Raw genomic sequence first — 25,875 nt, forward strand, 5'->3', positions numbered from 1 at the left:
CGCCGGTTCCGGCGGGACCCTCCGTGCGTGCGGACGGCCCGCGCGTTCTCGTACGCGCGGACCGGAGACTGCGCTCAGGGCCGCTCCAGCGGCGTGAGCGGGAAGGTGACCTCGGTCATCTCCTCCGAGAGCGCCCACAGGCGCTTGGCGGCGCGCCCGTCCCAGGCGGCCTCGCTGCGGCTGGACAGCGCGGGGGCGCCGCGCGTACCGCCCAGGGCTTTGGGCCCGGCGTAGGCCGCGCCGGGCACGTCCTGGGTGGCGGCGAAGATGATGGGCAGGGCGCCGTGGGCGGCGCTCTGGGCGAAGACCCGGTTGCCCAGGAGAGCGATCCCCCGAAGGAGCGGGTTGGCGCCGTGGCTCTGGAGGTTGGTCGCCGCGTAGCCGGGGTGGGCCGCGGTGGACAGGACCGGGGATCCGGCCTCCTCCAGGCGCCGCTGGAGCTCCAGCGTGAACAGCAGGTTCGCGAGCTTGGACTGGTCGTAGGCCCGGTAGGGGGTGTAGCTCTGCTCCAGGTTGACGTCGTCGAAGTCGATGCCCGGCGCCCTGCGGTGCAGTCCCGACGAGACGGTGACCACGCGGCCGGTGATGTGCTCCAGGAGGAGGTTGGTGAGGGCGAAGTGACCGAGGTGGTTGGTGCCGAAATGGAGCTCGAAGCCGTCCTTGGTGGTCCCCTGGGCGACCGCCATGATGCCCGCGTTGTTGACCAGGAGGTGGAGGTCGCCCTCCCACCGGTCGGCGAACTCCCGCACGGAGGACAGGTCGGCGAGGTCGAGGCGGCGCACCTCGGTGTCGCCGCCGACGCTGTCCGCCGCGGCCCGTCCCCTGCCCTCGTCCCGCACGGCCATGACCACACGGGCACCCGCCGCGACCAGCATGCGCGTGGTCTCGATGCCCAGGCCGCTGTTGGCTCCGGTGACGACCGCAGTGCGGCCACTGAGGTCGGGGATGGTGACCGCTGTGGTGTCCATCTCGCCACGGTAGGCGAGCCCCTGACAAGTTGTCAATGACAACAATGAGGTGGTAGAGGCCCTCCGTTTATGCTGGGTGGCATGGCTGACCGCCCCTACCACCACGGAGATCTGCGCGCCGCCCTGATCGCCAGCGCCGAGCGCGCACTCGCCGAACGCGGTCCGTCCGCACTGTCCCTGCGCGAACTCGCCAGGGAGGCCGGTGTGAGCCACGCCGCCCCCGGCCGCCACTTCAAGGACAAGCAGGCCCTGCTCGACGCGCTGGCGCTCACCGGGTTCGACCGCCTCACCGGCCGCCTGGAACACGCCCTGGCCACCGCGGAGGACTCCTCCGCGCGCACCCGCGTCCTGGCCCTGGCCAGGACCTACGTGGGGTTCGCGATCGACAACGCGGCCCTGCTGGACCTGATGTACGCGCGCAAGCACGACTCCCGGGCCCCCGCGCAGCTGTCCGCCGCCGTGGAACGGCTGCTCGACACGGTGATGCGTCCCATCATCGACGGCCAGGCCGGGGGTGAGATCTCCGGGGGCGACCCCTGGCCGGTGGCGGTCACCGTGTCCGCCACCCTGCACGGTTTCGCCTCGCTCAAGGCCGCGACCTCTCCGGCGAAGGTCGAGGAGAGCCTCGCCGAGGTGGTCAGGGTCCTCTTCGGGGGCCTCACCCCGCGCTGACCCGGGACCGCGACCGGGACGGCCTCCGCGGAGGGTGAGTCGCGCTCCCGTCCGGTCAGTGGACCGACCGGAACCGTCGCGGGTGTGACGGGAGGAGGCGGGGCTGCGAACCCTTCCGGTCCCGCACTAGCCTGTGCGCATGCGGGAAGGCACACGCGAGACAGCGCTCCGGTGGGTGCGCCCGGCCGCAGGGGCCGCCCTGTGGACACTCCTCGGGGCGCTCACCGTCATCGAGCTGTTCGGCTCCCGTGACCGTCCCCCTCTGCTCGAAGCGTCTGCGCTGGTCCTCGCCCTGGCCGTCGCGGCCGCCCTGTCCCGTTCGCACCCGCTGACCGCCCTGGGCGTCATGCTCTCCGCCTCGGTCCTGCAAATGGCGGCGTCCGCGACCCTGCGGGTGGAGACCTTCGCCGTCACGCCGTGGCTGGCGCTGCTCCCGCTCGGTTTCCTTGCGGGCCTGCGCTCCGAGCGGGTACGGCCGGTGGCGGTCATGGCGGCGCTGGCGTGCACGTTCACCCTGGCCGCGTTCGTGTCGCTGGGTCTGGTGTCGGGCCACGACACACGGACCTTCCTGTCCGGGTTCGTGGACTGGCTGGGCGGAGCGCTGGCCATCGCCCTGACCACGCTCGCCCCGTTACTGCTCGGCCGCTACCTGCTGCTGCGAGGCCGCCTGTCGCGGGACGGCTGGGCCATCGCCGAGCGGATGGAGAGGGCCCGCGCCGCCGACGCCGACCGCGCCCGCCTGCGGGAGCGCGCCCGGATCGCCACGCGGATGCACGACTCCCTCGGGCACGACCTCGCACTGATCGCGGTGCGCGCCGCGGCCCTGGAGATGTCCGCACCCGAGGGCTCGGACCAGCGGAGCGCGGCCGGGGAGCTGCGCACGGCCGCGCACGAGGCCAACCTCCGGCTGCGGGAGGTCATCGGCGTGCTGCGCGAGGGCGAGGGCGGCGTGAGCGCGGAGCCGGTGGCCGCCCTGGTGCGGCGCGCCACCGACGCGGGCATGTCGATCCGGCTCCTGCGGGAGGGCACCGACCCGGACCCGGCGACCCCGGGCGGCGCGGCCGTGCACCGGGTCGTCCAGGAGTCGCTCACCAACGCGGCCAAGTACGCGCCGGGAGCCGAGGTGACCGTCCGGGTCGTCCGGAAGGGGTGCCTGACCCGGGTGTCCGTCCTCGACACGGGGCCGCCGGGCGACCTGTCCGCGCTCCCGGCCCGGCGGGGGTCGGACGGTTCGGGCCTGGCCGGGCTCCGCTCCCTGGTGGAGGGGCTCGGCGGCGGCCTCGACACCGGGCCCGCGCCGGAGGGCGCACCCGGCCGGGGGTTCTCCGTGCGGGCGAGCGTCCCGGACACCCCTCCCGGCCGGGGTTCCGGAGGTGGCGACCCCGCCGGGGACCCTTCCGGCCCCGGTGCGTCGGAGACGCGGCGCGCCCTCACCGAGGCCCGGGGCCGAGCCCGACAGCGGCTGGTGGCCGCCGTGGCCGTCCCCGTCGCCCTGGGGGCCGGGGCGGTCCTGGCGGGGTTCGCGCTGCTGTGGTGGATCGGAACGAGCAGTGTCCTGCCGCCGGAACGGTACGAGCGGATCTCGGTCGGCGACGACAGGGCCCTGGTCGAGCGGGAGCTGCCCCGCTTCGCGTACCCCCGGCAGTCGGTCGACAACCGGCCGCCAGACCCGGCCGGCTCCGAGTGCTCCTACTACCTGGTGCGCTACGAGAACGGGCTGCCTCCGGTCTACCGGCTGTGCTTCGCGGACGGCGTCCTCGTCTCCAAGGACGAGATCCGGCGCTTCGAGTGAGGACGGGGCCGCCAGTAGGGTGTCCGGGTGGACGCGACAGGCGGTGACCGCGACGCGGTCGGGGCAGGCCCGGATCTGAGGATCGTCCTCGCCGACGACGAGGCGATGATGCGCGCGGGCATCCGCGCGATCCTGTCCTCGGTGCCCGGTATCGAGGTGGTGGGCGAGGCCGCCGACGGTGCGGACGCCGTGGCGCTGGTCGCGGAGCACCGTCCCGACATCGCCCTGCTCGACGTGCAGATGCCCGGCACGGACGGGCTGGCGGCCACGGAAACGATCGTCGCGGAGCACCCCGGGACGGCGGTCGTCATCCTCACCACCTTCTCCGAGGACGCCTACATCAGCCGGGCCCTGGCGGCCGGTGCCGACGGGTTCGTCCTCAAGAGCGGCGACCCCCAGCAGCTGGTGGCGGGGTTGCGCGCGGTGGCGGACGGCGGTGCGTACCTGTCGCCGGAGGTGGCCCGGAGGGTGATCGACGCACTCGACGCCTCCGGCCCCCGCCTGTCCCGGGCCTCGGCCGCCCGCGAGCGGGTCGGGCGGCTCACCGCGCGCGAGCGCGAGGTGCTGGCGCTGGTCGGTGAGGGCTGCTCGAACGACGAGGCCGCCCGTCGCCTCGCCATCGCCCCCGGCACCGTGAAGGTGCACGTGGGGGCGATCCTCACGGGGCTCGGCGTCCGCAACCGGGTCCAGGCCGCCGTCCTCGCCCACGAGGCCGGTCTGGTGCGGGGGTACTGAGGGCACCGCCCCGCCCGCCTACCCCTTTGTGCCTACCCGGCCGCTGCCGTCCAGGCGATGTGCGCGGGGGCGCGGGAGGGCGACGATGCCGCACATGACCAGAACCGGTTCCACCGCGAGGAAGCGCTTGCTCGCCTACGGGTCCGCCGCGCTCGTCCTCGCCGCGACGTTCTCCGCTCCCGCCGCGATCACCGCCGCCACCGACCCGGGGAGCGTGGTCCTCACACCTCCCGAGCCCACCGGCCCGCACACGGTCGGCCGTACCGAACTGCACCTCCTCGACCCGGGCCGGGGCCACCCGTGGGTGGAGGGCGCCGACGACCGGGACCTGACGGTGAGCGTCTGGTACCCGGCCGAGGACGGCGGGGAGGAACACGCCCCCTACGTGACCAGGTCGCTCCGCGGTCCGCTGCGGAGCCAGCTGGAGCAGCTCGGGCTGCACCGCGACACGGTGGACTTCGAGAGTTCCCGGACCAACGCCCTGCTGGACGCGGACGCCGCGGCAGGGGCGGGCCCGTTCCCCGTCGTGCTCTTCTCCCCCGGGTTCAGGATGACCCGGTTCCTCAACACCTCGAACGCCGAGGAGCTCGCCTCCCACGGCTACGCGGTGGTGTCCGTGGACCACACCTACGAGACGCCCGCCGTCGACCTCCCGGACGGCCGCGTCATCCGCACTCGCGTCCCCGACACCGGAACGGCCACATACCAGGAGGCCATCGCGGTCCGCACGGAGGACATCCGCTTCGTCCTGGACCAGGTGGCCGAGCTGGCCGGGGGAGGCAACCCCGATGTGAACGGCCGCACCCTGCCCGCCGGCCTGGTCGGGGCCCTCGACCTGGACGCCGTGGGCATGTTCGGCCACTCCGCCGGAGGTCTCACCACGGCCGAGGCAATGCTGGTCGACGACCGGATCGACGCGGGCATCGACCTCGACGGCACCCTCGCCTACCACACGGGCGACGGGGTGTGGGCCGACTCCACCCTGGAGGGGGCGGACCGGCCGTTCGCGATCCTCGGCGCCGGGCTGTCGGGGATACGGCGGCTGCCGCACAACAGCGAGTACAACGAGGCCTTCCAGAGGTTCGTGCAGGCGTCGTCCGCGCCCGTCCTGGAGCTGTACACGGCCGACGCCGAGCACATGGGCTACACGGACCACCAGTGGATCCTCCCCGCGATCGCCGGGGTCCACCGTCCGGACTCGAACGCGTGGCACGAGGCGACCGGGACGGCGCTCGGCCCGATCGACCCAGGGGAGTCGGTGCGGACCCAGCGCGCCTACATCACGGCGTTCTTCGACGCCCACCTGCTGGGGGAGGACGCCCCTCTGCTCGACGGGCCCTCCGCCGACTTCCCTGCGGTGGAGTTCGTCGAACAGCCCTGAGCCGCTCACGCCCCGGGCCCGCGCGGGCCCGGGGTCCGCCCCCTCCGCCGCGCTCTCGTCCTTGCGGCGAGGTCGGGCGCACACATCGGCTACAAGGACGAGACCGTCCGGGCCAGGGCCCCTGACAGCACGCCGGCGACGTTTGCTGAACGTCGCGCATCGTCTTGCGAGAGATCGCCCGGACAGCCGCTCGCCGACCCGGAAACCCTCGAAAAACACTCCCTAGACGTCGCGGACGCGCAGCTCGGTGTGCGCCACGATCTGCGCCGCGACGGCCCAGCCCAGCACCACCAGGAGGTTCACCGGTCCGTCGTGGGGCGCCGTGTAGAACCCCACGTCACCGCCCGCGTAGAACTCGATCCCCGCCAGGCCCGGCGTCAGGGCCGCCGCGTCGCCGATCACCTGCACCTCCGACAGCTGCATGACCATCGGCAACCCCAACAGCAGCAGGAAGCCCAGGGTGAACGTGCCCGGCATGCTCCGCAGGGCCGTGCCGACCCCCACGAACAGCACCGCGAACAGCGCCATGCACAGGCCCGCGCTCAGTGCCGTCACCGCGGTCTCCGCAACGTCGACGCCCGTGTACGGGGCCACGAACCCCGCCAGCACCGCCACCCCCGCCAGGGTGGAGAGGACGCCCACCGCGAAGGCCAGGCCCGCGGACACCAGCGTGCGCGCCGCCAGCACCACCCCCCGGTTCGGCCGCCACAGCAGCGTGCTCGTGACGCTGTGGTTGCCGAACTCACCGGTCGACGCGAGCGCCGCCAGGACCAGCACCGCGAACTGCACCAGGTAGTAGTGTCCCTGCGAGGTGAGCCGCATGAACGCGGCGGAGTCCGCCTCGTCCGGGTTCTCCAGGATCCGGGGCAGCTCGGTGTACCCCATCATGGCCGCGAACACGGCCATGCCCGCCAGGGCCACCGCGACGACCCACCACGTGGACCGCAGCGACGACTGGCGGATCCACTCGGCGCCGGTCTCCCCGAGCAGGTCGGTCCCGGCCCGGGGCGCCCTCCCCTCCCGGAGGCCGCCGGGGGATCCGGCGGCCCCGCGCTCCGAGGCGCTCTCCCCGGCCCCCGTGCCGTCGGGCCCCGTCCTCCGCGTCCGTCCACCCGTGTGCGTTGCGCTCATCCCGTCCCACCCGTGCCTTCCACCGGTCCCCGTTCCCGTTCCGACTCCGTCCCGTGGCCGTCCCGTCGGCATCGGTCCGCCGTTCCCTCCACGCCGGCAGGCACGGCGGGGACCGCCGCCTCCGCGGCCTCGCCCGTGCCGACGCCACCGGCCGCCCGCCCGGGGTCGTGTCCGGTCCGGGAGCCGTACTCGACGGCGTCCCCCGTGAGCTCCAGGTACGCCTGTTCCAGGGAGGCCTCCAGGACCCGCAGGCCGTGGACGCGCGCGCCCACCGCGTACGCGTGGTCGCCGACCTCCTCCGCGCCGAGCCCGAACACGCGCAGGCCGGTGGAGCGTGCGCCGCCGGCGCCCCCGGACCCGCCGTCCTCCGAGGCGTCCTCGACCCGCACCCGCGGGCCCGACCGCTCCAACCGCTCCCGCAGCGGTCCGGCGTCCGGGCTGTGCACGAGGACGTGCGTGCGCGACCACGCCGCGATCACGTCGGCGAGCGGGGCGTCCGCGATCAGCCGCCCGCGGCCCACCACCACCAGGTGGTCGGCGACCATCTCCATCTCGCCCATCAGGTGGCTGGACACGAACACCGTGCGGCCCTCGTCCGCGAGCCCGCGCGTCAGGTCGCGCATCCACCGGACGCCGTCCAGGTCCAGCCCGTTCACCGGTTCGTCGAACAGGAGCACGCCGGGGTCTCCCAGCAGGGCGTCGGCGACGCCCAGCCGCTGCCGCATGCCGAGCGAGAACCCGCCGACCCGCTTGCGGTCGGCCTCCGCGAGCCCGACCTCGGCCAGGACCTCGTCCACGCGCCGCCGGGGGAGGCCCGCGCCCACCGCCTTCGCGGTCAGGTGCGCGCGAGCGGTACGCCCCGGGTGCGCCGCGTCCGGCGACAGCAGGGCGCCGACCTCGTGCGAGGGACGCGCCAGCCGTTCGTAGGCCCGGCCGTTGACCAGGGCCTCCCCCGACGTGGGCCGGGCCAGGCCCAGCAGCAGCCTCATCGTGGTGGACTTCCCGGCGCCGTTGGGCCCCAGGAACCCGGTCACCCGTCCGGGTTCGGCCGTGAACGTCAGGCCGTCCACCGCGTTCCGGCCTCCGTAGCGCTTGGTCAGGTCTCGTACCGTGAGCACCGCGACCCCTCTCTTCTCTCCGGACCCCTCGGTGCACCACGCTAGGAAGCGCGGGCCCCGCACCACATCTGCGGTTCGTCGGGGCCCGCCTATCCACTTGTGCCTAGATCGTGTTTTTTGCATCCTTCCGGGCTCGCGTCCACCAGGCTTCCCCCCGCTGCGCCTCTGCCGATTGCGTCGATCAGAAGCAGCGAGGCTTGTTCACGCCCTCGGGCAACAACCCGGGCTTCACCGACTCGGAAATGTCGATGAGATCCAGCGACAACCCGGCCTGGGGTGAGGGCACACAGCGGAAGGGCGAGCCCTTGGCTCGCCCTTCGCCCTGAACGGTGTGCCTCGTGGTCGGATCGCCGTGGCCTGTCTGTTCCCGGCCCGGGTCTGCGCCAGCCGAAAGGAGTCGGCGCCGGTCCGGCGGAGGCCATGGGGGTGCGGTCTCAGTCCTGCCAGGTGAAGTCGAAGCCGGCGGCATCGCCGGTGTGCTCGACGTAGGTGACGGTGTAGCCGCCCACCTGGGTGGAGTCCCCGGGCACGAGGGTGGCCTCGTCCGACTCCCGGTGCGCCCCCTCCTGTACGGTCACCCGGACATCGGCCTCCTGGTCGTCGGCCAGGCGGACGCGGTACTCGATCGTCGTGTTCCCCTGTTCCCACAGTTCGCCGTCGCCTTGGGCCCCGCTGATGGTGACCGCGCAGTCCCGGCTCTCGCAGGAGGTGGTGGCGGTCCTGGCCCCGCTGCTCGAAGTCACCTCGCACGAGGCCGAGGACGCCAGCACCAGCAGTGCGTTCGTACCTATCACCGCAAGACACCGCGGGATCATCATGGGGGATCCACTCCTTCCGGGCCGTCGGTGGAGGCACCGCTTCTGGTGACCGATTCACGCCGACCACCGGATAGGACGCCCGACGCGCCCGTTCGGATCCCCCTGCCGCCGTCACGTTCGCGTTCCCGGCTCCGGTTCGGCTGCGGGCGCGTGCACGTGGCGCGAAGAGGCCGCGCGAGCGGCGGAGTGGGCGCCCGTCCGACCTCCTCGCCGGTGATGTTCGCACCCCGGGGCCCGCCTGCCCGGGTCGGGTGAGGTCCGGGCGCAGCTCGCGGGGGGGGGCGTCCAGGTCCGCGCGGAGCATCGCGTTGATCAGCGGCTCGTAGACGTCGAGCCGGGTCGGGCGCGGGGGCGGTCTCTTGCGCGGTTCGGGCCAGGCTGAGACGAGTGCTCTGGTCACGGTGGGGTGGGATGCGCCGTGCTCGCGCATCACGCTCCGGATCGTCATGCCTGTACGCACGTCGCGTCGGATGGCCGCGTACAGCTCGGTCTTGGCCTGCGGCCGCATCGGGTCCCACCATGAGGGGCAGCAGACGCTCCCACCGCAAGGCCCTTGGTGTTGCCCGACCCCATCGACAAACGTTGCTGCTAAACACGAACAGAACCGCTCCGCGCTCGTGGAACACCATCAGGCCGAACGTCGCACATCGTCTTGCGAGAGATCGCCCGGACGGCCGCTCGCCGACCCGGAAACCTCCAAAGAACACTCCCTGGACCGCCCGGAGGCGCCCATGCGTGAAACCGACCGCCGCCACGCAGAACTGCTGTGGGAGCACCACCTGATGGGGCACGAGACGCGCCCCGCCGACATCGCCGTCGCCCTGGGCAGCACCAACCTGGGGGTGGCCTCGCACGCGGCCGACCTGTACCACCGGGGCCTGTTCCCCGTGCTCGTCCTCAGCGGGGGCAACAGCCCCTCGACCCTCGCCCGGTTCCCGCGCGGGGAAGCCGTCCACTACCGCGAGCACGTGCTGTCCCTGGGCGTCCCGGACGACGCGGTCCTGATGGAGCCGGACTCCACCAACACCGGGGAGAACATCGCGTTCACGCGCGACCTCGCCACCCGGAGCGGGCTGGACCCGAAGACCGTGCTGGTGGTCTGCAAGCCCTACATGGAGCGGCGGGCGTACGCGACCGCCCGCAGGCTGTGGCCCTCGGTCGATCCCGTCTGCTCCTCCGCGCCCCTCTCGTTCGAGGAGTACGTCGCGGACACGGGCGACGAGAAGCTGGTGGTGGACATGGTCGTGGGCGACATGCAGCGGGTGATCGAGTACCCGGCGCGCGGCTTCTCGATCCCCCAGCCGGTGCCTGACGACGTGCGCGCGGCCTTCGAGGCGCTCGTCCGCGCGGGGTACGACGGCCGCCTCATCGGGCGCTGACCCCTCCGTGTCCCGCACCGGTGGTGCGGGCGGGGCGCCCGGTCCCCACCCGTTTCACGTGGCAGGACTCCCGGGTAGGCACCGTTCGAGGCCGGTCCGAGCCGGCCGGAACGGGGGAGGGCATGCGGGCTTCCATCGGCGACCTCGTGCACACGCACGGCGTCACCAGCGGCGAGGGCCAACACATCGGGGAGATCGTCGAGGTGCGCGGGGCCGAGGACGGCCCCCCGTACCTGGTGCGGTTCCCGGACGGCGAGGAGCGGTTGATCTACCCGGGGCCGCACACGGTGGTGGAACCCCGGCACCCGGTGGACTGACAGCGGCCCGGGGCGGCGGGCGCGCCGCCCGCCGCCCCGGTCGCACCCGGTCGGCCGGCGGTGCGCCGCCGGCCCGTGAGGCGGACCCACCGCTCCGCCGTGCGGGACCGGCCCCGCCGTGCGGGACCGGCCCGCTCCCTCCGGGTCTCCGGGCGGCTCAGTCCACGGTGAGCACGAGTTTTCCGGTCGCCCGGCCGCTCTCGCCCATCTCGTGGGCCCTCGCGGCCTCCTCCAGGGGGAACACCCCCGCGACCGCCGCCCGCAGTTCCCCTCCGGACGCCAGGGCCGCGATCTCCCGCATCCCCTGGTGGTCGGCCTCCACCCCGATGCCCTCCAGCCGGATGCCGCGCGACGCCGCCTCCCTGCGGGCCTCCGGCGCGTTGAACACCGGCCACAGGGTCACCAGCACGCCACCCGAGCGCAGCGTCGGCACGGAGCGGGTGACCTGCTCGTCGCTGCCGATGGCGTCCAGGACGACGTCCACGTCCCGCACCGAGTCGGCGAAGTCGGTGGTCCGGTGGTCGATGGCCTCGTCGGCCCCCAGGGCGTGCAGGAACTCGTGCCTGTGGCCACTGGCGGTGCCGATGACGTAGGCCCCGCGGGCCTTCGCGATCTGCACTGCCAGATGTCCCACTCCCCCGGCGGCGGCGTGCACCAGCACGCGCTGCCCCTCGGAGACCCCGGCGGTGTCCACCAGGGCCTGCCAGGCGGTGAGCCCGGCGAGGGGGAGCGCGCCCGCCTGTACGTGGTCGATCCCCGCCGGTTTGCGGGTGAAGGCCCGCGCCGGTCCCACCACGTACTCGGCGTGGGTCCCGGCACCGTACGGGTAGGGGACCATCCCGAACACCTCGTCACCGGGTTTGAACAGGGTCACCCCCGCACCGACCCCCTCGACCACACCCGAGGCGTCCCAGCCGAGGACGAACGGGGGCTCGCCCAGGAACAGCCCGGTTCTCCGGTGCTTCCAGTCGCTCGGGTTGACCCCGGCGGCGTGCACCCGGACGAGGATCTGGTTCATCGCCGCCTCGGGGCGTTCCAGTTCGACCTCCCGCAACACCTCCGGGCCGCCGAGGGTGTCCTGGCTGATCGCGCGCATGCTCCTCATGGGCCCAGGGTGCCACCCGTGCGGGCCGGAGCGCGGGTGCCGAGGGCCGCGTCGGCAGGTCGGCAGCGGCCCGGCGGGGACCCTGGAGGGATCTGGGCGGTTTTTCCGTCCCTCCGCCTCCACGGGCACGCCGTGCCGGGCCCGCCGACAGCGACCCGCCCGCCCGGCGAGGCGGTCAGACGATCACGCGGTCACGCGGTCACGCGGTCCAGGAAACCCGCGAGATTGGTCGCGGCCCGCTCGATCTGCTCGTCCACGGTGAGGGACTCCTCGAACCGCCCACCGGTCTCCGGCTCCTTCTTGCCGCGCACGTACAGCGAGCACGCGAAGTCCGTGCACATGTGCAGGCCCACCGTGTTGCCCTCCCGCCCCGCCTTCCCCGCCCGGGGCGCGGCCATCAGGGTCACCCCCTGGCCGGGGTGCGTGGTCAGGCACACCGAGCACATGCTGCGGCGCAGTCCCGTTCGTACGCTCGGCAGCCGGAACGCCAGCCCCACGAGCCCCTCGTCCCTCTCGATGACCAGGTAGGCGCGCTCGTGCGCGGTGTGGTCCCGCCACCCGAGGAAGTCCAGGTCCTCCCAGGGGCGCGTGGCGAGGTCGCGCGGCAGGGCCAGCCTCGTCGCCTCCCCCTTGGAGCAGTTGACGAACGACGCACGGATCTCCTTCTCGGTCACAGCTCTCATGGGGAAGACGCTAGACCTGCGCGGACGACTCCGGCAACGGGATATGGCGCACGTCCCACCCGGAGGCACCGCCCGCGCAGCCCCCGCAGCGTCCACGGAGGCCCTCCGTGCGCGTGCTCCCCGCCGCCCGGTGCGGGCGCGATCCTCTCAGGACCACTCCGCCAGCACGTGGTCGATGCGGTCCGCGATACGTGAGCGGGCCTCCTCCCGGGGCACCCCCGCCATCAGCAGTTCGTCGTAGTCGGTGTCCTCGTGCCGGACCGACGCCACGACCGCGCGTCGCACGGCTCCCGGGTCCAGGGCCCGGCCCGCGGCCGACCGCCCCACCCTTCCGCTGCCGCGCGTGCCCGCGTGCTCCGCGATCCGCTGCGCGCGGCCCTCCGGACACCCCGGGAACCGGAGGGCGATCTCCTCGGCGAAGCGTCCCTGGAACACCACGTCCTGGGCGGACCGGCGCACCGCGTCCCGTTCCCGGCGGCGCTCCCGGACGTCCTCGTCCGCGAGGCACTGTGCCTCGGCCGCCTCCAGGGCGGGTTCCTCCACGAGGAGGCCCGTCCGCCGGTACTTGCGGCGGGAGGGGACCCAGCGCATGACGACCGCCGAGAGTCCGCTCTCCTTCTTGGCGCGGCGGGTGAGCGCGGCGTCGCCCGCGGGCAGCAGGACGAGGTGGTCCATGTCAGTGCAGGCCAGGCAGTGCGGTGCGTCGTCCTCCATGCACAGCAGGTCCGTCCCGGGCTCCCCGCAGGAGGCGCACTCCCACGGCCGCGTCGACTCCAGCACGACGAGGTCGGGGGCCTTGGTGCGCCGCTTCTCCTCCCGCTTGCGCTGCGCCCCGGTGGCGGTGGGCGACACCCAGTGGGCCCGGAAGGCCCGCTCCCACCGGGGGTCCCCGTCGGGGGTGAACCGCAGGTCCCGCCGTTCCCGGGACGCGGCGAGGTACTCGCCCTCCTCGCACGTCATGTCCTGCCGCTCGGCCCAGACCCGCAGGAGTTCGACGGCGTCGCGCTGCCGTTCGGGGGGCGCCTGGACGAGCGCGCCGAGAAAGTCGGCGCGCCCCTGCCGCCAGGTGTCGAGGGCCCTGTCCGTGACCCATCCGAGGGAGGTGAACGCGTCCAGCACGGACACCGCCCCGCGTCGTGCGACGGCGCCGGTCGCGGCGTCCGCCACCCTGCGCCCCAGCTTCGTCCCCAGATCCGGTTCCATGCCCGTGTTCCCCGACCGTTCCGCTCATCCGACGTCTCGGCGCACCAGCCTAGTGTCGCTCCCGTCGGCGGCCGGGCGGCGGGCCGGGAGACCACCGCGCGCCCGGGCTCGCGGGCCCCGGTTCCGCGAGCCCGCACCCGCGTTCCCCCTCAGCCCTCGGTACGCCTGGCGAGTGCTCGCAGCACGGTCTTGCGGGCTTTGTGCTCGCGTTCGTGCTCCTCCGCGCGGCGGGCCTGGTCCGACGACAGCCGCCGCGCGTACTTGGCGGCCTCGGCCGCGGGCATCTGGTCCAGTTCGGCGGACCTGCGGGCCGCCTTCGCCGCCGGCGGGTTCGGTGAGTGCTCCCGGCCGCGCTGGTCGTCGCGGCGTTTGCTACGCCGTGCCTGCTGCCGCTCCTGCGGGCTGAGCTGCTCCCAGGCGTGGCGCGGCAGGTAGCGGTCCGTTCCCTCGGCATCGCGGGCCCGCGTGTCACCGGAGGCCGTCTGCCACTCCTGTTCGGTCCAGCGCCGAAGGTCGCGCTGGTCGGGGCTCAGCTGGTCGGGGTGCCGGTAGCCGCCCCCCTGGCGTTCGTACTCCTGGGTGAGCAGCTGGCTCTTGCGCGCCGACCACTTCCCGGCCGCCCCGCCCTTGTCCGATGCCTTGATCTGCTCCTTGAGCCGCTCCCTCAGCTCCGGGTCGGTGTACTCCTGGCGGTAGTCCTGTGCCTTCTTCCCCATGTCAGGGTGACTACCCCGTCCGCCGGCCCCGGTACCAACGGGCACCGGCAGGGCGCACGCCCCGTTTCCGGGGGCGCGGCCGGCCCGCCGGTCAGTCCCGCCGGAGGAGCCGGGCGAGGTGGAGCACGGCGCCGGAGGCCAGGGCCGCGAGGGCGAGCGAGGCGATCCTCCGCCACACGCTGCGCCCCTGACCCCGCGCGGCCCCCTCGTGCACCCGTCACCGGTGACGGCGGGCACCCCCGGGCCACCCGCTGCCGGGCGACACGCGTCCCGGCCGTGTCACAGCCTGGTCCGGCCGGGGCCGCGGGAGCACACTGGGCACGGGTCCGGACGCCACCGGGCCCGCGTCGAGGAGGACACATGGAACTCGGTCTGCACGTCGCCGACTTCACCTGGGAGGGCGGCACGCCCGCCATCGGCAGGACGCTCGCCGACACCGCCCGCCACGCCGAGGCGTCGGGGATCGCGCGTATCACCGTGATGGACCACCTCTGGCAGATGGGCGGCGCCACCGGACCCCGCGAGAACGCCATGCTGGAGGCCTACACCACCCTCGGTTTCCTGGCCGCGCACACCGAGCGGGTGCTGCTGCACACCCTGGTCACGGCCGTCGTGTACCGCGAGCCCGGGGTCCTGGCCAAGCAGGTCAGCACGCTGGACGCGCTGTCGGGCGGCCGGGCCGGACTGGGGATCGGGGCGGCCTGGTACGAGGACGAGGCGCGCGGGCTGGGCATCCCCTTCCCCCCGACCGCGGAACGGTTCACACGCCTGGAGGAGACGCTCCAGATCTGCCTCCAGATGTGGGACGACGGTGACGGCGCCTACCAGAGCGAGCACTACCAGCTGGACCGCACCCTGAACTCTCCGCAGAACCTCTCCGTCCCGCACCCGTACCTGATGGTCGGCGGCACGGGCGAGCGGAAGACTCTGCGGCTGGTCGCCCGGTACGCGGACGCCTGCAACGTCTTCGGCGGTCCCGAGGCGCGGCACAAACTCGACGTCCTCAGGGGCCACTGCGACGCTGTGGGCCGCGACTACGGCACCGTCGAGAAGACCACCACGTTCTCCTTCACCCCCGACACGACGCGGGGCGAACTGGTCGGGCAGCTGCTGGACCTGCGGGAGGTCGGTTTCACGGTGGCGTACGCGTTCGGCCAAGGGTTCTCCGAGCCCCGGCGCGCGGTCGACCTGCTCGCCTCGACGCTTCCCGAGGTCGCCGACGCGTAGGAGACGCGGTGGAGGCGGGGCCGGCTCCGAGGGGCGACGGGCGGGGAGCACCCGGCGACGGTCGGCATGCCGTGCGCGGCCGGGGGTGACGGGCGCGGCGACCACGGTGCCCGTTCCGCGCTTCTCCCCGGCCCCGGGTATCGGGCCCACCACCGCCGCACCGGGAGCATGACCGATACGCCGCAGACGACGCGCCCCTTGCCCCGTCTTTCCCCGTTCTGCACCCCGCCGTCAGGTCCCTGTGGGGCAGCGGCGTTTCCGCGGTCACCTCAAGGCGCAGATCCCTCATACACAGCAACCGATGCGAAGGAAGCCCTTGCGCCCCTCAGCTCTCACCGCGACCGTCGGTGCCCTCAGCCTCGCCGCCCTCCTCCTCGCACCCGCCACCGCCCACGCGGCCGCGCCCGTGCCCCTCGCCGAGGCCGTCGCCTCGCTGCCGGTCTCCGAGGAGAACCGGGAGGGCTACGACCGGTCGCTGTTCCCGCACTGGACCGACGAGGACCGCGACGGCTGCAACACCCGCATGGAGGTCCTGATCGCCGAGGCCACAGTGGCCCCCGAGACAGACGAGAGGTGCCGCCTCACCGGGGGCGAATGGCAGAGCTACTACGACGACCGCGTCCACACCGAGGCGCGCGGGCTCGACATCGACCACATGGTGCCCCTCGCGGAGGCCTGGGACTCCGGGGCCTCGGAGTGGACCACCGCCCGGCGCCGCGACTACGCCAACGACCTCGGCGAGGAGGTCGCCCTGGTCGCGGTCACCGCGCGGGAGAACCGTGCCAAGGCCGACAAGGACCCCGCCCAGTGGGTGCCCCCGTCGGAGGCCGCACTGTGCAGGTACGTCACCGAGTGGACCGCGGTGAAGACGCGCTGGTCCCTCGATGTCGACCAGGCCGAGGCGGACGCCCTCACGGCCGCCGCCGCCGAGTGCCCCGACGCGGTGGTCGACACCGAACCCGCGGCCTGACCCCGGCCGCCCGGGGGCCGCGGGCTCCGACGGCTCAGGCGTCCGTCTTCTCGCGCTCCACCCGGGCGGCTCCGCGCCGGCCCCTGACCAGCTTCTGCACGAACGGCAGGAGGATGACGACGGCCAGCAGCAGGAACAGCGTGCCGGAGATCGGCCGGGTGAGGAACCCGGTCGGGTCGCCGTCGAAGACCAGGAGCGAACGGCGCAGCGAGGTCTCCAGCAGTGACCCGAGGACGAACGCGAGTACCAGCGGACCGGGCTCGAAGCCGAACTTCTTCATCAGGTAGCCGACGACACCGAACACCACCACGAGGGCGATGTCGAAGACACTGTTGCGGACCGTGTAGACGCCCACCAGCGTGATCAGCACGGTGATCGGGGCGAGGATCGTCCCGCGGACACTCAGGATCCGCACGAACAGCCCGACCAGCGGGATGCTCATGATCAGCAGCAGGATGTTCCCGATGTACATCGAGTTCACCACGCCCCAGAACAGGGCGGGGTCCTCGGTGACGAGCTGCGGGCCGGGGGTCACCCCCTGGATCATGAGCGCGCCGAAGATCATCGCCATCGTCGCGTTGGCGGGGATCCCGAGCGTGAGCAGCGGGATGAAGGAGGAGGTCGCAGCCGCGTTGTTGGCCGTCTCCGGCGCGGCCACGCCCTCCACCGCTCCCTGGCCGAACCGCTCGGGCGTCTTGGACCGGCGCTTCTCCAGCGCGTACGCCGCGAGGGAGGACAGGGTGGCACCGCCGCCGGGGAGGATGCCGAGGAGGAAGCCGAGCACGGAGCCGCGGCCGATCGCCCCGGAGGACTGGCGCAGGTCGGCGCGGGAGGGCCACGCGTTGGCCACCTTCGCCGGGGCCGTCGCGCCCTTGCGCCGCTCCTCCAGGTTGTAGAGGATCTCGCCGAGACCGAAGACGCCCATCGCGATCGGGACGAAGTCGAGCCCGTCGGCCAGCGACAGCGACTCGAAGGTGAACCGTTCGGCGCCGGTGAACATGTCACGCCCGACCGTGGCCAGCAGGAGTCCGAGGCACGCGGCGATGATCGCCTTCACGCGCCCGCCGTTGCTGACCGTGGCGACCAGCAGGATTCCGAGCAGGGCGAGCGCCGTGTACTCCGGGGGGCCGAAGTCGAGGGCGAAACCCGCGACCAGGGGCGCGAGGAACGACAGGGCCACGATCGACACCGTGCCGCCCACGAACGACCCGATCGCCGCGATCCCGAGCGCGGTCCCGGCCTTGCCCTTGCGGGCCAGCGCGTGGCCGTCGAAGACGGTCACCACCGAGGAGGCCTCGCCGGGGAGCCGGAGCAGCACCGAGGTGATGGTGCCGCCGTACTGGGCTCCGTAGAAGATGCCCGCGAGCATGATGATCGCGGTCACCGGCTCGACCCCGAAGGTGAGCGGCAGCAGGATCGCGATGGTCGCCGCCGGGCCGAGTCCGGGGAGCACGCCGACCAGCATTCCGACCACGACGCCGAGCAGGCAGTAGAGGAGGTTGGTCGGTTCGAGGACGACGCCGAACCCGTCGACCACGGGGGTCAGGAAATCCATCGTCGCTCCTAGAAGAGATGGGGGATCGGCACTGCCAGGACAGCGACGAACAGCAGGTAGAAGGCGACCACGATGCCGAGGCTGGTCAGGGTGGACAGCAGCCACGACTCGCGCCCGATGAACCGCAGCCACACGAAGGCCAGCAGCGCGGACGGGATCTCGAAGCCGATCACCCCGATCAGGGAGGCGAAGGCCGCCATGGTGGCCAGGCCGCCCAGGACCAGCCAGCTGGACGACGTGAACCTCTCGGCGTCACCGGTCCGCCGCGCCTGGAGCAGCAGGGCGGCACCGAGGCAGGTGATCGCCGCGCTGACCAGGAAGGGCCACATCCCCGCGGAGGGCGAGGAGGCGCCGCCCAGTCCGAGCGACCAGGAGCCGAGCAGTCCGGCGGCGCCGAGGGCGACCACGACGAGGGCGACCACGAGGTTGGTCACCGGGCCCGCGGGTGGCGGGGCCGGCTCCTCGGCCGTGTCGGGTTCGCCCTGGCCGGGGCCGACCGGTTCGCCGGTCCCCGCCTCGTCGGAGACGCCCGCCCCACCGGCGGTCTCCTCCTGGTTCTCCTGGCTCTCCCCGCGCCCGCGCCGTGAGGTGATCACTGCGACCCGCCGAGGTCGATGCCGTACTCCTCCGTCATGGACCGGTACGACTCGTGGGAGGCCGTCCACTCCTCGACCACCTGGTCGCCGGGGATCTCGTGCGCGGTGAGGAGGTTGTCCTCGTTGAACGCCTGGTACTGCTCGGTGGCGAAAGCGGCCTCGGACGCCTCGCGCAGGCGTTCGATGACGTCGTCGGGGGTGCCCTCGGGGGCGACGAGCGCGCGGTACTGGGCGACCTCGACCTCGTATCCCTCCTCGACGGCGGTGGGGACCTCCCCCAGGAACTCGTTGCGCTCCGCGGCGAAGGTGAGGAGGGGGTTCAGCTCGCCCGCCTCGATCTGGCCGATCGCCTCGCCGAGCTGGATCGCGGCGACGTCCACCTGGTCGCCGAGGACGGCGGTGAGCGTCGGGGCGCCGCTGTTGAAGGGGACGGCGGTCCCGGAGATCTCGGCCTGGCTGAAGAGCAGCTCCTGTGCGAGCTGGCTGCCCGTGCCGACCCCGGTGGTGCCGAACTTCAGGTCCTCCTCCGCGTCCTCCAGGTCCGCCAGCGTCTCCAGGCCGGAGGAGGGGGACGAGACCAGGACGTAGTCGTCGCGGGAGAGCCCGGTGACCACCTCGAAGCCCTCGATGTCGACCGCCTCGTCCTCGGACACGGCGAGGGGGGTGATCGCGGTCAGCGAGGCGTTGATGACCAGCAGGTTCTGGCCGTCCGGGTCCTGGCCCTCAAGCTCGTTCGCGGCCAGGGCGCCGTTGGCGCCCGGGGTGTTGACCACGGGGGTGGCGACGCCGAGGTCGTCGGTGAGGCCCTCGGTCAGGGCGCGGGCGATCAGGTCGGTGCTTCCGCCCGGGTCCTGGCCGACGGCGACCGTGATCGGCCCGCTCGGGAACTCGCCTCCCCCACCGCCTCCGGCCAGGTTCCCCCCGCACGCGGCGACCGACAGGGACAGAGCCGCCGTGATCCCGAGAACGGCCCCCGGACGTGCGATTTTCTTCCCTGGTGCCTGAGTCATGCGAACTCCTTCGATCTGGCGGCCGTCCGCCACTCCGTGCACTGTGAGTGCCGTCACGCTGGTGAGTGACTGGCAGCCTAGGAGGAGTTATCCATGCATGTCCAAGGCAAATACGGCATAAGATGATACCTTCCTGGCATCATGTTCTCCTTCGACCAGCTGCGCGGCTTTGTCGCCGTCGCCGAGGAACTGCACTTCGGGCGGGCCGCGGAGCGGCTCTCGATGACGCAACCGCCGCTGAGCCGCCAGATCCAGAAGCTCGAACGCACGGTCGGCGTGCAACTGCTGGAGCGCGACCGGCGCCGGGTGTCCCTGACCGCGGCGGGCGACGCGTTCCTCATCGAGGCCCGCCGGCTCCTCACCCTGGCGGACAGCGCACCCGACCTCGCGAGGCGGATCTCCGCCGGGGCGAGCGGCACCCTGAGGATCGGGTTCACCGCCGCGTCCTCCTACGGGCCCCTCGGCGGACTCCTGAACCGCCTGGAGGAGGTCCTGCCGGAGATCAACATCGAACTGTTCGAGATGGTCACCCGCGAGCAGGTGTCGGCGCTCCTCAACGAGGAGGTCGACCTGGGGCTGGCCCGGCCGCCCTTCGACACCGAACTGTTCGGCTCCCGGGTCCAGCACCGGGAGCGGATGCTGGTCGCCGTGCCGACCGGCCACCCCCTGGCCCGGCGCGGAGGCCCCGTGACGGCGGAGGAACTGGTGGACGTCCCGCTGATCATGCACTCGCCGACCAAGGCCCGCTACTTCTACGACCTCGTGGTCCGCCTGGTCCCCATCTCCCACCAGAACGTGGTGCACACGGTCAGCCAGGTCCTGACGATGGTGTGGCTGGTCGCGGCGGGGCGGGGGGCCGCGTTCGTGCCGCAGTCGGCGACCGGCCTGGGCGTCGACGGCGTCTCCTACCTGGAGATCGCCGGGCTGCCCGGGGACCCGGTCGAACTCCACCTGCTGTGGCTGAGGGAAACCCGCAACCCCGCCGTGCTCCGGGCCCTGGAGGCCTGGCCCGCGCAGGGAACCGCGTCGCCGTGATACCCGTGCGGTATCAGTTAATGCACAACAACTCTTGGACAGCATCGATCGCTTCTCCGTACGGTAACGGCAACACAGCCCGGGCCCCTGTCAGGGAGACCCCAGACCTGCCGACCTAAGGATGACGCGTGACTCTGATGCACCCCGGTGAGCTGGCGACCCGGCTCAAGTCCGGCCTCCTCTCGTTTCCCGTCACCCACTTCGACCAGGACCTCGCGTTCGACGAGACCCGCTACCGGGAGCACCTCGCGTGGCAGTCGGGGTTCGGCGTGGCCGGCCTGTTCGCGGCCGGGGGCACGGGCGAGGGCTTCTCACTGACCTCGCCGGAGATCGACCGCGTGGTGCGCGCCGCGGTCGACGAGGTCGCCGGAGCGGTGCCCGTGCTCGCGCCGGCGACCGGGGGGACGGCGACGGCCGCAGCCCAGGCCGCGGCCGCCCAGGAGGCCGGGGCGGACGGGGTCCTGCTGCTGCCCCCCTACCTCACCGAGGCCGGACAGGCGGGGCTGATCGAGCACGTCAGCGCGGTCTGCGCGGCGACCGACCTGGGCGTCATCGTCTACAGCCGCGCGAACGCCGTGTTCACCGACGAGAGCGTCGCCGTCCTCGCCGACCGGAACCCGAACCTGATCGGCCTCAAGGACGGCGTCGGGGACATCGAGCTGATGACCCGGATCTACGCCCGCGTCGGCGACCGGCTCATCTACGTCGGGGGGCTGCCGACCGCCGAGACCTTCGCCCTGCCGCTGCTCCAGCTCGGGGTGAGCACCTACTCCTCCGCGCTGTACAACTTCCTCCCCGAGTTCGCGCTCGGGTTCTTCGAGTCCGTCCGCGCCCAGGACCGCACCGAGGTCTACCGCAAGCTCAACGACTTCGTGATCCCCTACCTCGACATCCGCGACCGGACGCGCGGCTACGCCGTATCCATCGTCAAGGCCGGGCTCAACGCGGTCGGCCGCGACGGCGGCCGGGTCCGGCCGCCCCTGACCGACCTAGCCCCCGCCGAGACCGACGAGCTGGCCGCCCTCATCGCCAAGGTCTCCTGAGCCCAGACCCCGCGCAGAGCTTGCCGCACCCACACCAGGAGGTACCGCAGTGCCCGTCGAAGGAAGATCACTCGTGGCCGGCGAACCGGTCGAGGGGAACACCGGTTCCCTCCTCGCCACCGACCCCGCCACCGGTGAGGAGGTCGGCCCGGCCTTCGGCCTGGTCGGCCCCGCGCAGATCGAGGCCGCGACGCGGGCGGCCGAGGCCGCCTTCGACGCCTTCCGGTCCCAGACCCCGGCGGAACGGGGCGCCTTCCTCCGCCGGATCGCGGACAACATCGACGGGATCGGCGAGGAGCTGACCGCGCGGGCCGTACGCGAGACCGGCCTGCCCGCGGCGCGACTGGAGGGCGAGCGCGGCCGGACCGTCGGCCAACTGCGCATGTTCGCCGACGTGGTGGAGCAGGGCGACGCCCTCCAGGCGAGGATCGACCCCGCCCTCCCCGACCGGCTGCCAGCCCCCCGCCCCGACCTGCGCCAGGCCCAGGTCCCGCTGGGTCCCGTCGTGGTGTTCGGGGCGAGCAACTTCCCCCTCGCCTTCTCCACGGCGGGTGGTGACACCGCCTCGGCGCTCGCGGCGGGCTGCCCCGTCGTGGTGAAGGCCCACAACGCCCACCCGGGCACCGCGGAGCTGGTCGGCCAGGCGGTGGCCAGGGCGGTCGCGGACAGCGGCCTCCCCGGAGGCGTGTTCTCCCTGCTGTTCGGCGGCGGCAACGAGATCGGGCAGGCCCTCGCCGCCGACCCGCGCGTCAAGGCCGTGGCGTTCACGGGCTCCCGCGCCGGGGGCCTCGCGCTGATGCGTACCGCCGCCGCGCGCCCGGAGCCCGTCCCGGTGTTCGCGGAGATGTCCTCCTCCAACCCGGTGGTCGTCCTGCCGGGCGCTCTCGCGGGCGACGCCGCGGAGGACCTGGCGCGGGCGTACGTGGGTTCGCTGACCCTCGGCGCGGGCCAGTTCTGCACCAACCCCGGACTCGTCCTCGTCCCCGCCACGCCCGACGGCGACCGCTTCTTCGCGGCTGCCGAGCGGCTCATCTCCGAGGCCACCGGGCAGACCATGCTCACCGGCCCCATCGCCTCCGCGCGCGCGGCGGGCGCGGACTCCCTCGCGGCCGAGCCCGACGTCGACACGGTCGCCACCGGGTCCGCCGGGCCGGGGCCGAACGCGCTCGCGCCGATGCTCCTCGCCACCGGACTGAAGTCGTTCACCACCCGGCCCCGCCTCCAGCAGGAGGTCTTCGGGGCGGTGGGTCTCCTGGTCCGCTACCCCGCGGACGGACAGTCGGCCGAGGACCTGGCGGACGCACTCGCCGACGCTCTGGAGTCGCTGGAGGGGCAGCTCACCGCCACCCTGCACGCCGACCCCGGCTCCGCGGACGACGCCGTCGCCGTGCGGCGTCTGCTCCCCGTCCTGGAGCGCAAGGTCGGCCGTATCCTGTTCGGCGGCTGGCCGACCGGGGTCGAGGTCACCCACGCGATGGTGCACGGCGGCCCCTTCCCCGCCACGTCGGACCCGCGGGGCACCTCCGTCGGGAGCCTCGCCCTCCACCGGTTCCTGCGGCCGGTCGCCTACCAGTCCATGCCCGACGCGTTCCTCCCGCCCGCCCTCCAGGAGGCCAACCCGTGGGGCCTGAGCCGCCGCGTGGACGGCACCGTCACCACCGCGGAGGGCCGGTCATGAGCTCCCGGACACCGACCGTCGTGAGCGTCGAGGTGGTGCCCGTGGCCGGGCACGACAGCATGCTGCTCAACCTCAGCGGCGCCCACGGCCCCTTCTTCACCCGCAACATCGCGATCCTGACCGACAGCGAGGGCCGGACCGGTGTCGGCGAGGTACCGGGCGGCGAACCGATCCGGCGCACCATCGCCGACGCCGCCGACATGGTGGTCGGCCGTTCGGTGGCGCGGTTCCACCAGGTGCTCCGCGAGGTCGCGGCGGCCTTCGCCGGGCGGGACGCGGGGGGACGCGGCGAGCAGACCTTCGACCTGCGTACCACCGTCCACGCCGTCACGGCGATCGAGTCCGCGCTCCTGGATCTGCTCGGCCAGCACCTGGAGGTGCCCGTCTGCGAGCTGCTGGGGGAGGGCCGTCAGCGGGACCGCGTTCCCATGCTCGGCTACCTCTTCTACGTCGGCGACCGGAGCCGGACACCGCTCCCCTACCTGGCGGAGGACGACCCCGGGGACGAGTGGGAACGCCTCCGGCGCGAACCCGCCCTCACCCCCGACGCGGTGGTCGCCCTGGCCGAGGCGGCGCGCGAGCGGTACGGCTTCCGCGACTTCAAGCTCAAGGGCGGGGTCCTGCCCGGGGAGGAGGAGGTGGAGACGGTGCGGGCCCTCGCCGCCCGCTTCCCCGACGCCGGGATCACCCTGGACCCCAACGGCGGCTGGCTGCTGGAGGACGCCGTCAGGCTCTGCGCGGGGCTGGACGGGGTGCTCGCCTACGCCGAGGACCCGTGCGGGGCCGAAGGGGGGTACTCCGGCCGGGAGGTGATGGCGGAGTTCCGCCGGGCCACGGGCCTGCCGACGGCGACCAACATGGTCGCCACGGACTGGAGGCAGCTCGCCCACAGCGTGCGCTCGCACGCCGTGGACATCCCGCTCGCGGACCCGCACTTTTGGACTATGCGCGGATCGGTGCGCGTCGCCCAGCTGTGCGACGACTTCGGGCTCACCTGGGGGTCGCATTCCAACAACCACTTCGACATCTCCCTGGCGATGTTCACCCAGGTGGGCGCGGCGGCGCCGGGAGCGATCACCGCCCTGGACACCCACTGGATCTGGCAGGACGGGCAGGCCCTGACCCGTGACCCGCTCCGGATCGAGGACGGCGCCGTCGCGGTCCCCACCACCCCCGGCCTCGGCGTGGAACTGGACCGGGACGCCCTGGCGGTCGCGCACGAGCTCTACCTCGAACACGGGCTCGGGGCGCGGGACGACGCCGCGGCGATGCGGTACCTCGTCCCGGGGTGGACCTTCGATCCCAAGAGGCCGGCGATGGTCCGGTGAACGCCCCGCTCCCCCGGGACCCTTCCCGCCCCCTGTCCTCCTCCCGCTCCACCCCGGCCCGCTACGGTCGGGGCGCGTCCGTCCCCCGGTGCCCCTCCGCGATGGCCCACCCGCACACCCACACCCTGGAGACACGATGACCGCCCAGCCCGGATCCGGCAGCGAGACGAGCCGGCGCGCCCAGGCCGCCCCCACCCGGGGCTCCGCGGGCGCGGACAGGATCAGCGAGGTCACGCTCTCCCGCGTCGACCTGCCGCTGGCCGCCCCGATCAGCGACGCCAAGGTGCTGACCGGGCGGCAGAAGCCCCTCACGTCGGTGTCGATGCTGTTCGCCGAGATCCGCACCGAGGAGGGTCTGGAGGGTGTCGGCTACACCTACTCCAAGCGCGCGGGCGGGTTCGGCCAGTACGCGCACGCCCAGGAGATCGCCCCGGAGCTGATCGGCGAGGACCCCAGCGACATCCAGCGGATCTGGACGAAGCTGGTGTGGGCGGGTGCCTCGGTCGGCCGCAGCGGACTCGCCACCCAGGCGATCGCGGCGATCGACATCGCCCTGTGGGACCTCAAGGCGAAGCGGGCGGGGCTGCCGCTGGCCAAGCTGCTCGGTGCCCACCGCGACGCGGTGGACTGCTACAACACCTCCGGCGGGTTCCTGTCCACACCGCTCGACCAGGTGCTGGAGAACACCCGTACCGCACGCGCCGGCGGGATCGGCGGCATCAAGATCAAGGTCGGCCAGCCCGACTGGCGGGCCGACCTGGCCCGGGTCGCCGCCGTCCGCGAGGAGCTCGGCGACTTCCCGCTGATGGTGGACGCCAACCAGCAGTGGAACCGCAGCACCGCCGTGCGGATGGGCCGCGTCCTGGAGGAGTTCGACCTGGTCTGGATCGAGGAGCCCCTCGACGCGTACGACGCCACGGGGCACGCGGACCTGGCCCGGGAGCTGGCCACGCCGATCGCGACCGGCGAGATGTTGACCAGCGCCGCCGAGCACGAGGAGCTGATCCGGGCCGGCGCCGTGGACTTCATGCAGCCGGACGCGGCGCGCGTCGGCGGGATCACGCCCTTTTTGAAGATCATGGCCCGCGGCCAGCAGGCCGGGATCAGGATGGCGCCCCACTTCGCGATGGAGATCCACCTGCACCTCGCCGCCGCCTACGAGATCGACCCGTGGGTGGAGCACTTCGACTGGCTCCAGCCGCTGTTCGACGAGAGGCTGGAGATCGAGGACGGGCGCATGCTCGTGCCCGGCCGCCCCGGTCTGGGCTTCACGATCAGCGACCAGGCACGCGCCTGGACCGACCAGAGCGTCCGCGTCGACGCCGACGGGCGCACCACCCTCTCGGGCTGACCGCGCTCCCCTCCCGGTTCCGGGACGGGACGGAAGTACCGCGGGGTCCCGCGCCATGACGCGC

At 73.2% G+C, this 25,875-nt stretch carries 24 protein-coding genes; 13 read left to right on the top strand and 11 right to left on the bottom strand.

The window, feature by feature from the left end; translation table 11 throughout:
- Positions 1-74: 74 nt before the first annotated feature.
- The gene (locus ACFWTE_RS24105; protein WP_378782149.1) at positions 75-968 is read right to left on the bottom strand and encodes an oxidoreductase; all 894 of its coding nucleotides are present in this window, start codon (positions 966-968) and stop codon (positions 75-77) included.
- Positions 969-1,049: 81 nt separating this feature from the next.
- Between ACFWTE_RS24105 and ACFWTE_RS24110 the strand changes: the two genes are divergently transcribed.
- From ACFWTE_RS24110 to ACFWTE_RS24125, 4 genes are all read left to right on the top strand, one after another.
- Complete coding sequence (locus ACFWTE_RS24110) at positions 1,050-1,640, top strand: TetR/AcrR family transcriptional regulator (protein ID WP_378782150.1); 591 nt, start codon at positions 1,050-1,052, stop codon at positions 1,638-1,640.
- A 139-nt stretch (positions 1,641-1,779) separates the two neighbouring features.
- Positions 1,780-3,432, top strand: a complete 1,653-nt coding sequence (locus tag ACFWTE_RS24115; RefSeq protein ID WP_378782151.1) for a sensor histidine kinase — start codon at positions 1,780-1,782, stop codon at positions 3,430-3,432.
- A gap of 27 nt (positions 3,433-3,459) precedes the next feature.
- Entirely contained in the window at positions 3,460-4,167 is a 708-nt protein-coding gene (locus tag ACFWTE_RS24120; RefSeq protein ID WP_378782152.1) for a response regulator, read from the top strand.
- A 94-nt stretch (positions 4,168-4,261) separates the two neighbouring features.
- A complete protein-coding gene (locus tag ACFWTE_RS24125; protein ID WP_378782153.1) occupies positions 4,262-5,548 on the top strand; it encodes an alpha/beta hydrolase family protein in 1,287 nt (428 codons plus the stop codon).
- A gap of 222 nt (positions 5,549-5,770) precedes the next feature.
- Here the strand turns inward: ACFWTE_RS24125 and ACFWTE_RS24130 are convergent, their stop codons facing one another.
- The 3 genes from ACFWTE_RS24130 to ACFWTE_RS24140 form a co-directional block, all read right to left on the bottom strand.
- The gene (locus ACFWTE_RS24130) at positions 5,771-6,679 is read right to left on the bottom strand and encodes an ABC transporter permease (RefSeq protein WP_378782154.1); all 909 of its coding nucleotides are present in this window, start codon (positions 6,677-6,679) and stop codon (positions 5,771-5,773) included.
- Positions 6,676-7,797, bottom strand: coding sequence for an ATP-binding cassette domain-containing protein (locus ACFWTE_RS24135; RefSeq protein WP_378782155.1), 1,122 nt, complete (start codon positions 7,795-7,797; stop codon positions 6,676-6,678). The genes ACFWTE_RS24130 and ACFWTE_RS24135 overlap by 4 nt, the downstream gene beginning before the upstream one ends.
- A 434-nt stretch (positions 7,798-8,231) precedes the next feature.
- A complete protein-coding gene (locus ACFWTE_RS24140) occupies positions 8,232-8,591 on the bottom strand; it encodes a hypothetical protein (protein ID WP_378782156.1) in 360 nt (119 codons plus the stop codon).
- Positions 8,592-9,346: 755 nt separating this feature from the next.
- On the opposite strand from ACFWTE_RS24140, the gene ACFWTE_RS24145 reads away from it, so the two are divergent.
- Both ACFWTE_RS24145 and ACFWTE_RS24150 read left to right on the top strand, forming a co-directional pair.
- On the top strand, positions 9,347-9,994 hold the full coding sequence (locus ACFWTE_RS24145; RefSeq protein ID WP_378782157.1) for a YdcF family protein: 648 nt from the start codon (positions 9,347-9,349) through the stop codon (positions 9,992-9,994).
- Positions 9,995-10,116: 122 nt separating this feature from the next.
- Complete coding sequence (locus ACFWTE_RS24150) at positions 10,117-10,311, top strand: DUF1918 domain-containing protein (protein WP_378782158.1); 195 nt, start codon at positions 10,117-10,119, stop codon at positions 10,309-10,311.
- A gap of 157 nt (positions 10,312-10,468) precedes the next feature.
- Here ACFWTE_RS24150 and ACFWTE_RS24155 read toward each other — a convergent pair whose 3' ends face one another.
- The 4 genes from ACFWTE_RS24155 to ACFWTE_RS24170 all read right to left on the bottom strand — a co-directional run bounded on the left by ACFWTE_RS24155 (position 10,469) and on the right by ACFWTE_RS24170 (position 14,018).
- Positions 10,469-11,407, bottom strand: a complete 939-nt coding sequence (locus tag ACFWTE_RS24155; protein ID WP_378782172.1) for an NADP-dependent oxidoreductase — start codon at positions 11,405-11,407, stop codon at positions 10,469-10,471.
- Between the two features lie 200 nt (positions 11,408-11,607).
- Positions 11,608-12,099, bottom strand: a complete 492-nt coding sequence (locus ACFWTE_RS24160; protein ID WP_378782159.1) for an FBP domain-containing protein — start codon at positions 12,097-12,099, stop codon at positions 11,608-11,610.
- A gap of 147 nt (positions 12,100-12,246) precedes the next feature.
- On the bottom strand, positions 12,247-13,302 hold the full coding sequence (locus ACFWTE_RS24165) for a DUF2293 domain-containing protein (protein ID WP_378782160.1): 1,056 nt from the start codon (positions 13,300-13,302) through the stop codon (positions 12,247-12,249).
- 149 nt (positions 13,303-13,451) lie between these two features.
- A complete protein-coding gene (locus ACFWTE_RS24170) occupies positions 13,452-14,018 on the bottom strand; it encodes a hypothetical protein (RefSeq protein WP_378782161.1) in 567 nt (188 codons plus the stop codon).
- A gap of 360 nt (positions 14,019-14,378) precedes the next feature.
- Here ACFWTE_RS24170 and ACFWTE_RS24175 point away from each other — a divergent pair, with 360 nt between their 5' ends.
- Together ACFWTE_RS24175 and ACFWTE_RS24180 are read left to right on the top strand one after the other, a co-directional pair.
- Positions 14,379-15,245: an LLM class F420-dependent oxidoreductase gene (locus tag ACFWTE_RS24175; RefSeq protein WP_378782162.1), complete on the top strand. Its 867-nt coding sequence runs from the start codon at positions 14,379-14,381 to the stop codon at positions 15,243-15,245.
- Positions 15,246-15,546: 301 nt separating this feature from the next.
- Positions 15,547-16,215, top strand: a complete 669-nt coding sequence (locus ACFWTE_RS24180; RefSeq protein WP_378782163.1) for an HNH endonuclease family protein — start codon at positions 15,547-15,549, stop codon at positions 16,213-16,215.
- A 34-nt stretch (positions 16,216-16,249) separates the two neighbouring features.
- On the opposite strand, the gene ACFWTE_RS24185 is transcribed toward ACFWTE_RS24180, so the two are convergent.
- The 3 genes from ACFWTE_RS24185 to ACFWTE_RS24195 are packed head-to-tail and all read right to left on the bottom strand — an operon-like array spanning position 16,250 to position 19,376.
- Positions 16,250-17,770 (bottom strand): tripartite tricarboxylate transporter permease, encoded by a 1,521-nt coding sequence (locus ACFWTE_RS24185; protein WP_378782164.1) that lies wholly within the window; start codon positions 17,768-17,770, stop codon positions 16,250-16,252.
- 8 nt (positions 17,771-17,778) lie between these two features.
- Positions 17,779-18,366 carry a tripartite tricarboxylate transporter TctB family protein gene (locus ACFWTE_RS24190; RefSeq protein ID WP_378782165.1) on the bottom strand — a complete coding sequence of 196 codons (588 nt, stop codon included), beginning with the start codon at positions 18,364-18,366 and terminating at the stop codon, positions 17,779-17,781.
- Positions 18,363-19,376: a Bug family tripartite tricarboxylate transporter substrate binding protein gene (locus ACFWTE_RS24195; RefSeq protein ID WP_378782166.1), complete on the bottom strand. Its 1,014-nt coding sequence runs from the start codon at positions 19,374-19,376 to the stop codon at positions 18,363-18,365. Before ACFWTE_RS24195 ends, ACFWTE_RS24190 begins: the two co-directional genes overlap by 4 nt.
- A 141-nt stretch (positions 19,377-19,517) precedes the next feature.
- Between ACFWTE_RS24195 and ACFWTE_RS24200 the strand changes: the two genes are divergently transcribed.
- From ACFWTE_RS24200 to ACFWTE_RS24220, 5 genes are all read left to right on the top strand, one after another.
- The gene (locus ACFWTE_RS24200) at positions 19,518-20,411 is read left to right on the top strand and encodes a LysR family transcriptional regulator (protein WP_378782167.1); all 894 of its coding nucleotides are present in this window, start codon (positions 19,518-19,520) and stop codon (positions 20,409-20,411) included.
- Positions 20,412-20,548: 137 nt separating this feature from the next.
- Positions 20,549-21,454 (top strand): 5-dehydro-4-deoxyglucarate dehydratase, encoded by a 906-nt coding sequence (kdgD, locus tag ACFWTE_RS24205; RefSeq protein ID WP_378782173.1) that lies wholly within the window; start codon positions 20,549-20,551, stop codon positions 21,452-21,454.
- Between the two features lie 73 nt (positions 21,455-21,527).
- Positions 21,528-23,132 (top strand): aldehyde dehydrogenase (NADP(+)), encoded by a 1,605-nt coding sequence (locus tag ACFWTE_RS24210; RefSeq protein ID WP_378782168.1) that lies wholly within the window; start codon positions 21,528-21,530, stop codon positions 23,130-23,132.
- A complete protein-coding gene (locus tag ACFWTE_RS24215; protein WP_378782170.1) occupies positions 23,129-24,460 on the top strand; it encodes an enolase C-terminal domain-like protein in 1,332 nt (443 codons plus the stop codon). Before ACFWTE_RS24210 ends, ACFWTE_RS24215 begins: the two co-directional genes overlap by 4 nt.
- 136 nt (positions 24,461-24,596) lie before the next feature.
- Positions 24,597-25,811, top strand: coding sequence for a mandelate racemase/muconate lactonizing enzyme family protein (locus ACFWTE_RS24220; protein WP_378782171.1), 1,215 nt, complete (start codon positions 24,597-24,599; stop codon positions 25,809-25,811).
- Positions 25,812-25,875 lie beyond the last annotated feature (64 nt).

This window comes from Nocardiopsis sp. NPDC058631 (genome assembly GCF_042716955.1).
GTDB lineage: Bacteria > Actinomycetota > Actinomycetes > Streptosporangiales > Streptosporangiaceae > Nocardiopsis.

Coding starts and splice junctions, on each gene's coding strand:
- ACFWTE_RS24175 (WP_378782162.1), top strand. CDS start 14,379: ATGGAACTCGGTCTGCACGTCGCCGACTTCACCTGGGAGGGCGGCACG.
- ACFWTE_RS24170 (WP_378782161.1), bottom strand. CDS start 14,018: ATGGGGAAGAAGGCACAGGACTACCGCCAGGAGTACACCGACCCGGAG.
- ACFWTE_RS24125 (WP_378782153.1), top strand. CDS start 4,262: ATGACCAGAACCGGTTCCACCGCGAGGAAGCGCTTGCTCGCCTACGGG.
- ACFWTE_RS24165 (WP_378782160.1), bottom strand. CDS start 13,302: ATGGAACCGGATCTGGGGACGAAGCTGGGGCGCAGGGTGGCGGACGCC.
- ACFWTE_RS24150 (WP_378782158.1), top strand. CDS start 10,117: ATGCGGGCTTCCATCGGCGACCTCGTGCACACGCACGGCGTCACCAGC.
- ACFWTE_RS24145 (WP_378782157.1), top strand. CDS start 9,347: ATGCGTGAAACCGACCGCCGCCACGCAGAACTGCTGTGGGAGCACCAC.
- ACFWTE_RS24180 (WP_378782163.1), top strand. CDS start 15,547: ATGCGAAGGAAGCCCTTGCGCCCCTCAGCTCTCACCGCGACCGTCGGT.
- ACFWTE_RS24130 (WP_378782154.1), bottom strand. CDS start 6,679: ATGAGCGCAACGCACACGGGTGGACGGACGCGGAGGACGGGGCCCGAC.
- ACFWTE_RS24105 (WP_378782149.1), bottom strand. CDS start 968: ATGGACACCACAGCGGTCACCATCCCCGACCTCAGTGGCCGCACTGCG.
- ACFWTE_RS24195 (WP_378782166.1), bottom strand. CDS start 19,376: ATGACTCAGGCACCAGGGAAGAAAATCGCACGTCCGGGGGCCGTTCTC.
- ACFWTE_RS24185 (WP_378782164.1), bottom strand. CDS start 17,770: ATGGATTTCCTGACCCCCGTGGTCGACGGGTTCGGCGTCGTCCTCGAA.
- ACFWTE_RS24160 (WP_378782159.1), bottom strand. CDS start 12,099: ATGAGAGCTGTGACCGAGAAGGAGATCCGTGCGTCGTTCGTCAACTGC.
- ACFWTE_RS24200 (WP_378782167.1), top strand. CDS start 19,518: ATGTTCTCCTTCGACCAGCTGCGCGGCTTTGTCGCCGTCGCCGAGGAA.
- ACFWTE_RS24220 (WP_378782171.1), top strand. CDS start 24,597: ATGACCGCCCAGCCCGGATCCGGCAGCGAGACGAGCCGGCGCGCCCAG.
- ACFWTE_RS24110 (WP_378782150.1), top strand. CDS start 1,050: ATGGCTGACCGCCCCTACCACCACGGAGATCTGCGCGCCGCCCTGATC.
- kdgD (WP_378782173.1), top strand. CDS start 20,549: ATGCACCCCGGTGAGCTGGCGACCCGGCTCAAGTCCGGCCTCCTCTCG.
- ACFWTE_RS24215 (WP_378782170.1), top strand. CDS start 23,129: ATGAGCTCCCGGACACCGACCGTCGTGAGCGTCGAGGTGGTGCCCGTG.
- ACFWTE_RS24155 (WP_378782172.1), bottom strand. CDS start 11,407: ATGCGCGCGATCAGCCAGGACACCCTCGGCGGCCCGGAGGTGTTGCGG.
- ACFWTE_RS24115 (WP_378782151.1), top strand. CDS start 1,780: ATGCGGGAAGGCACACGCGAGACAGCGCTCCGGTGGGTGCGCCCGGCC.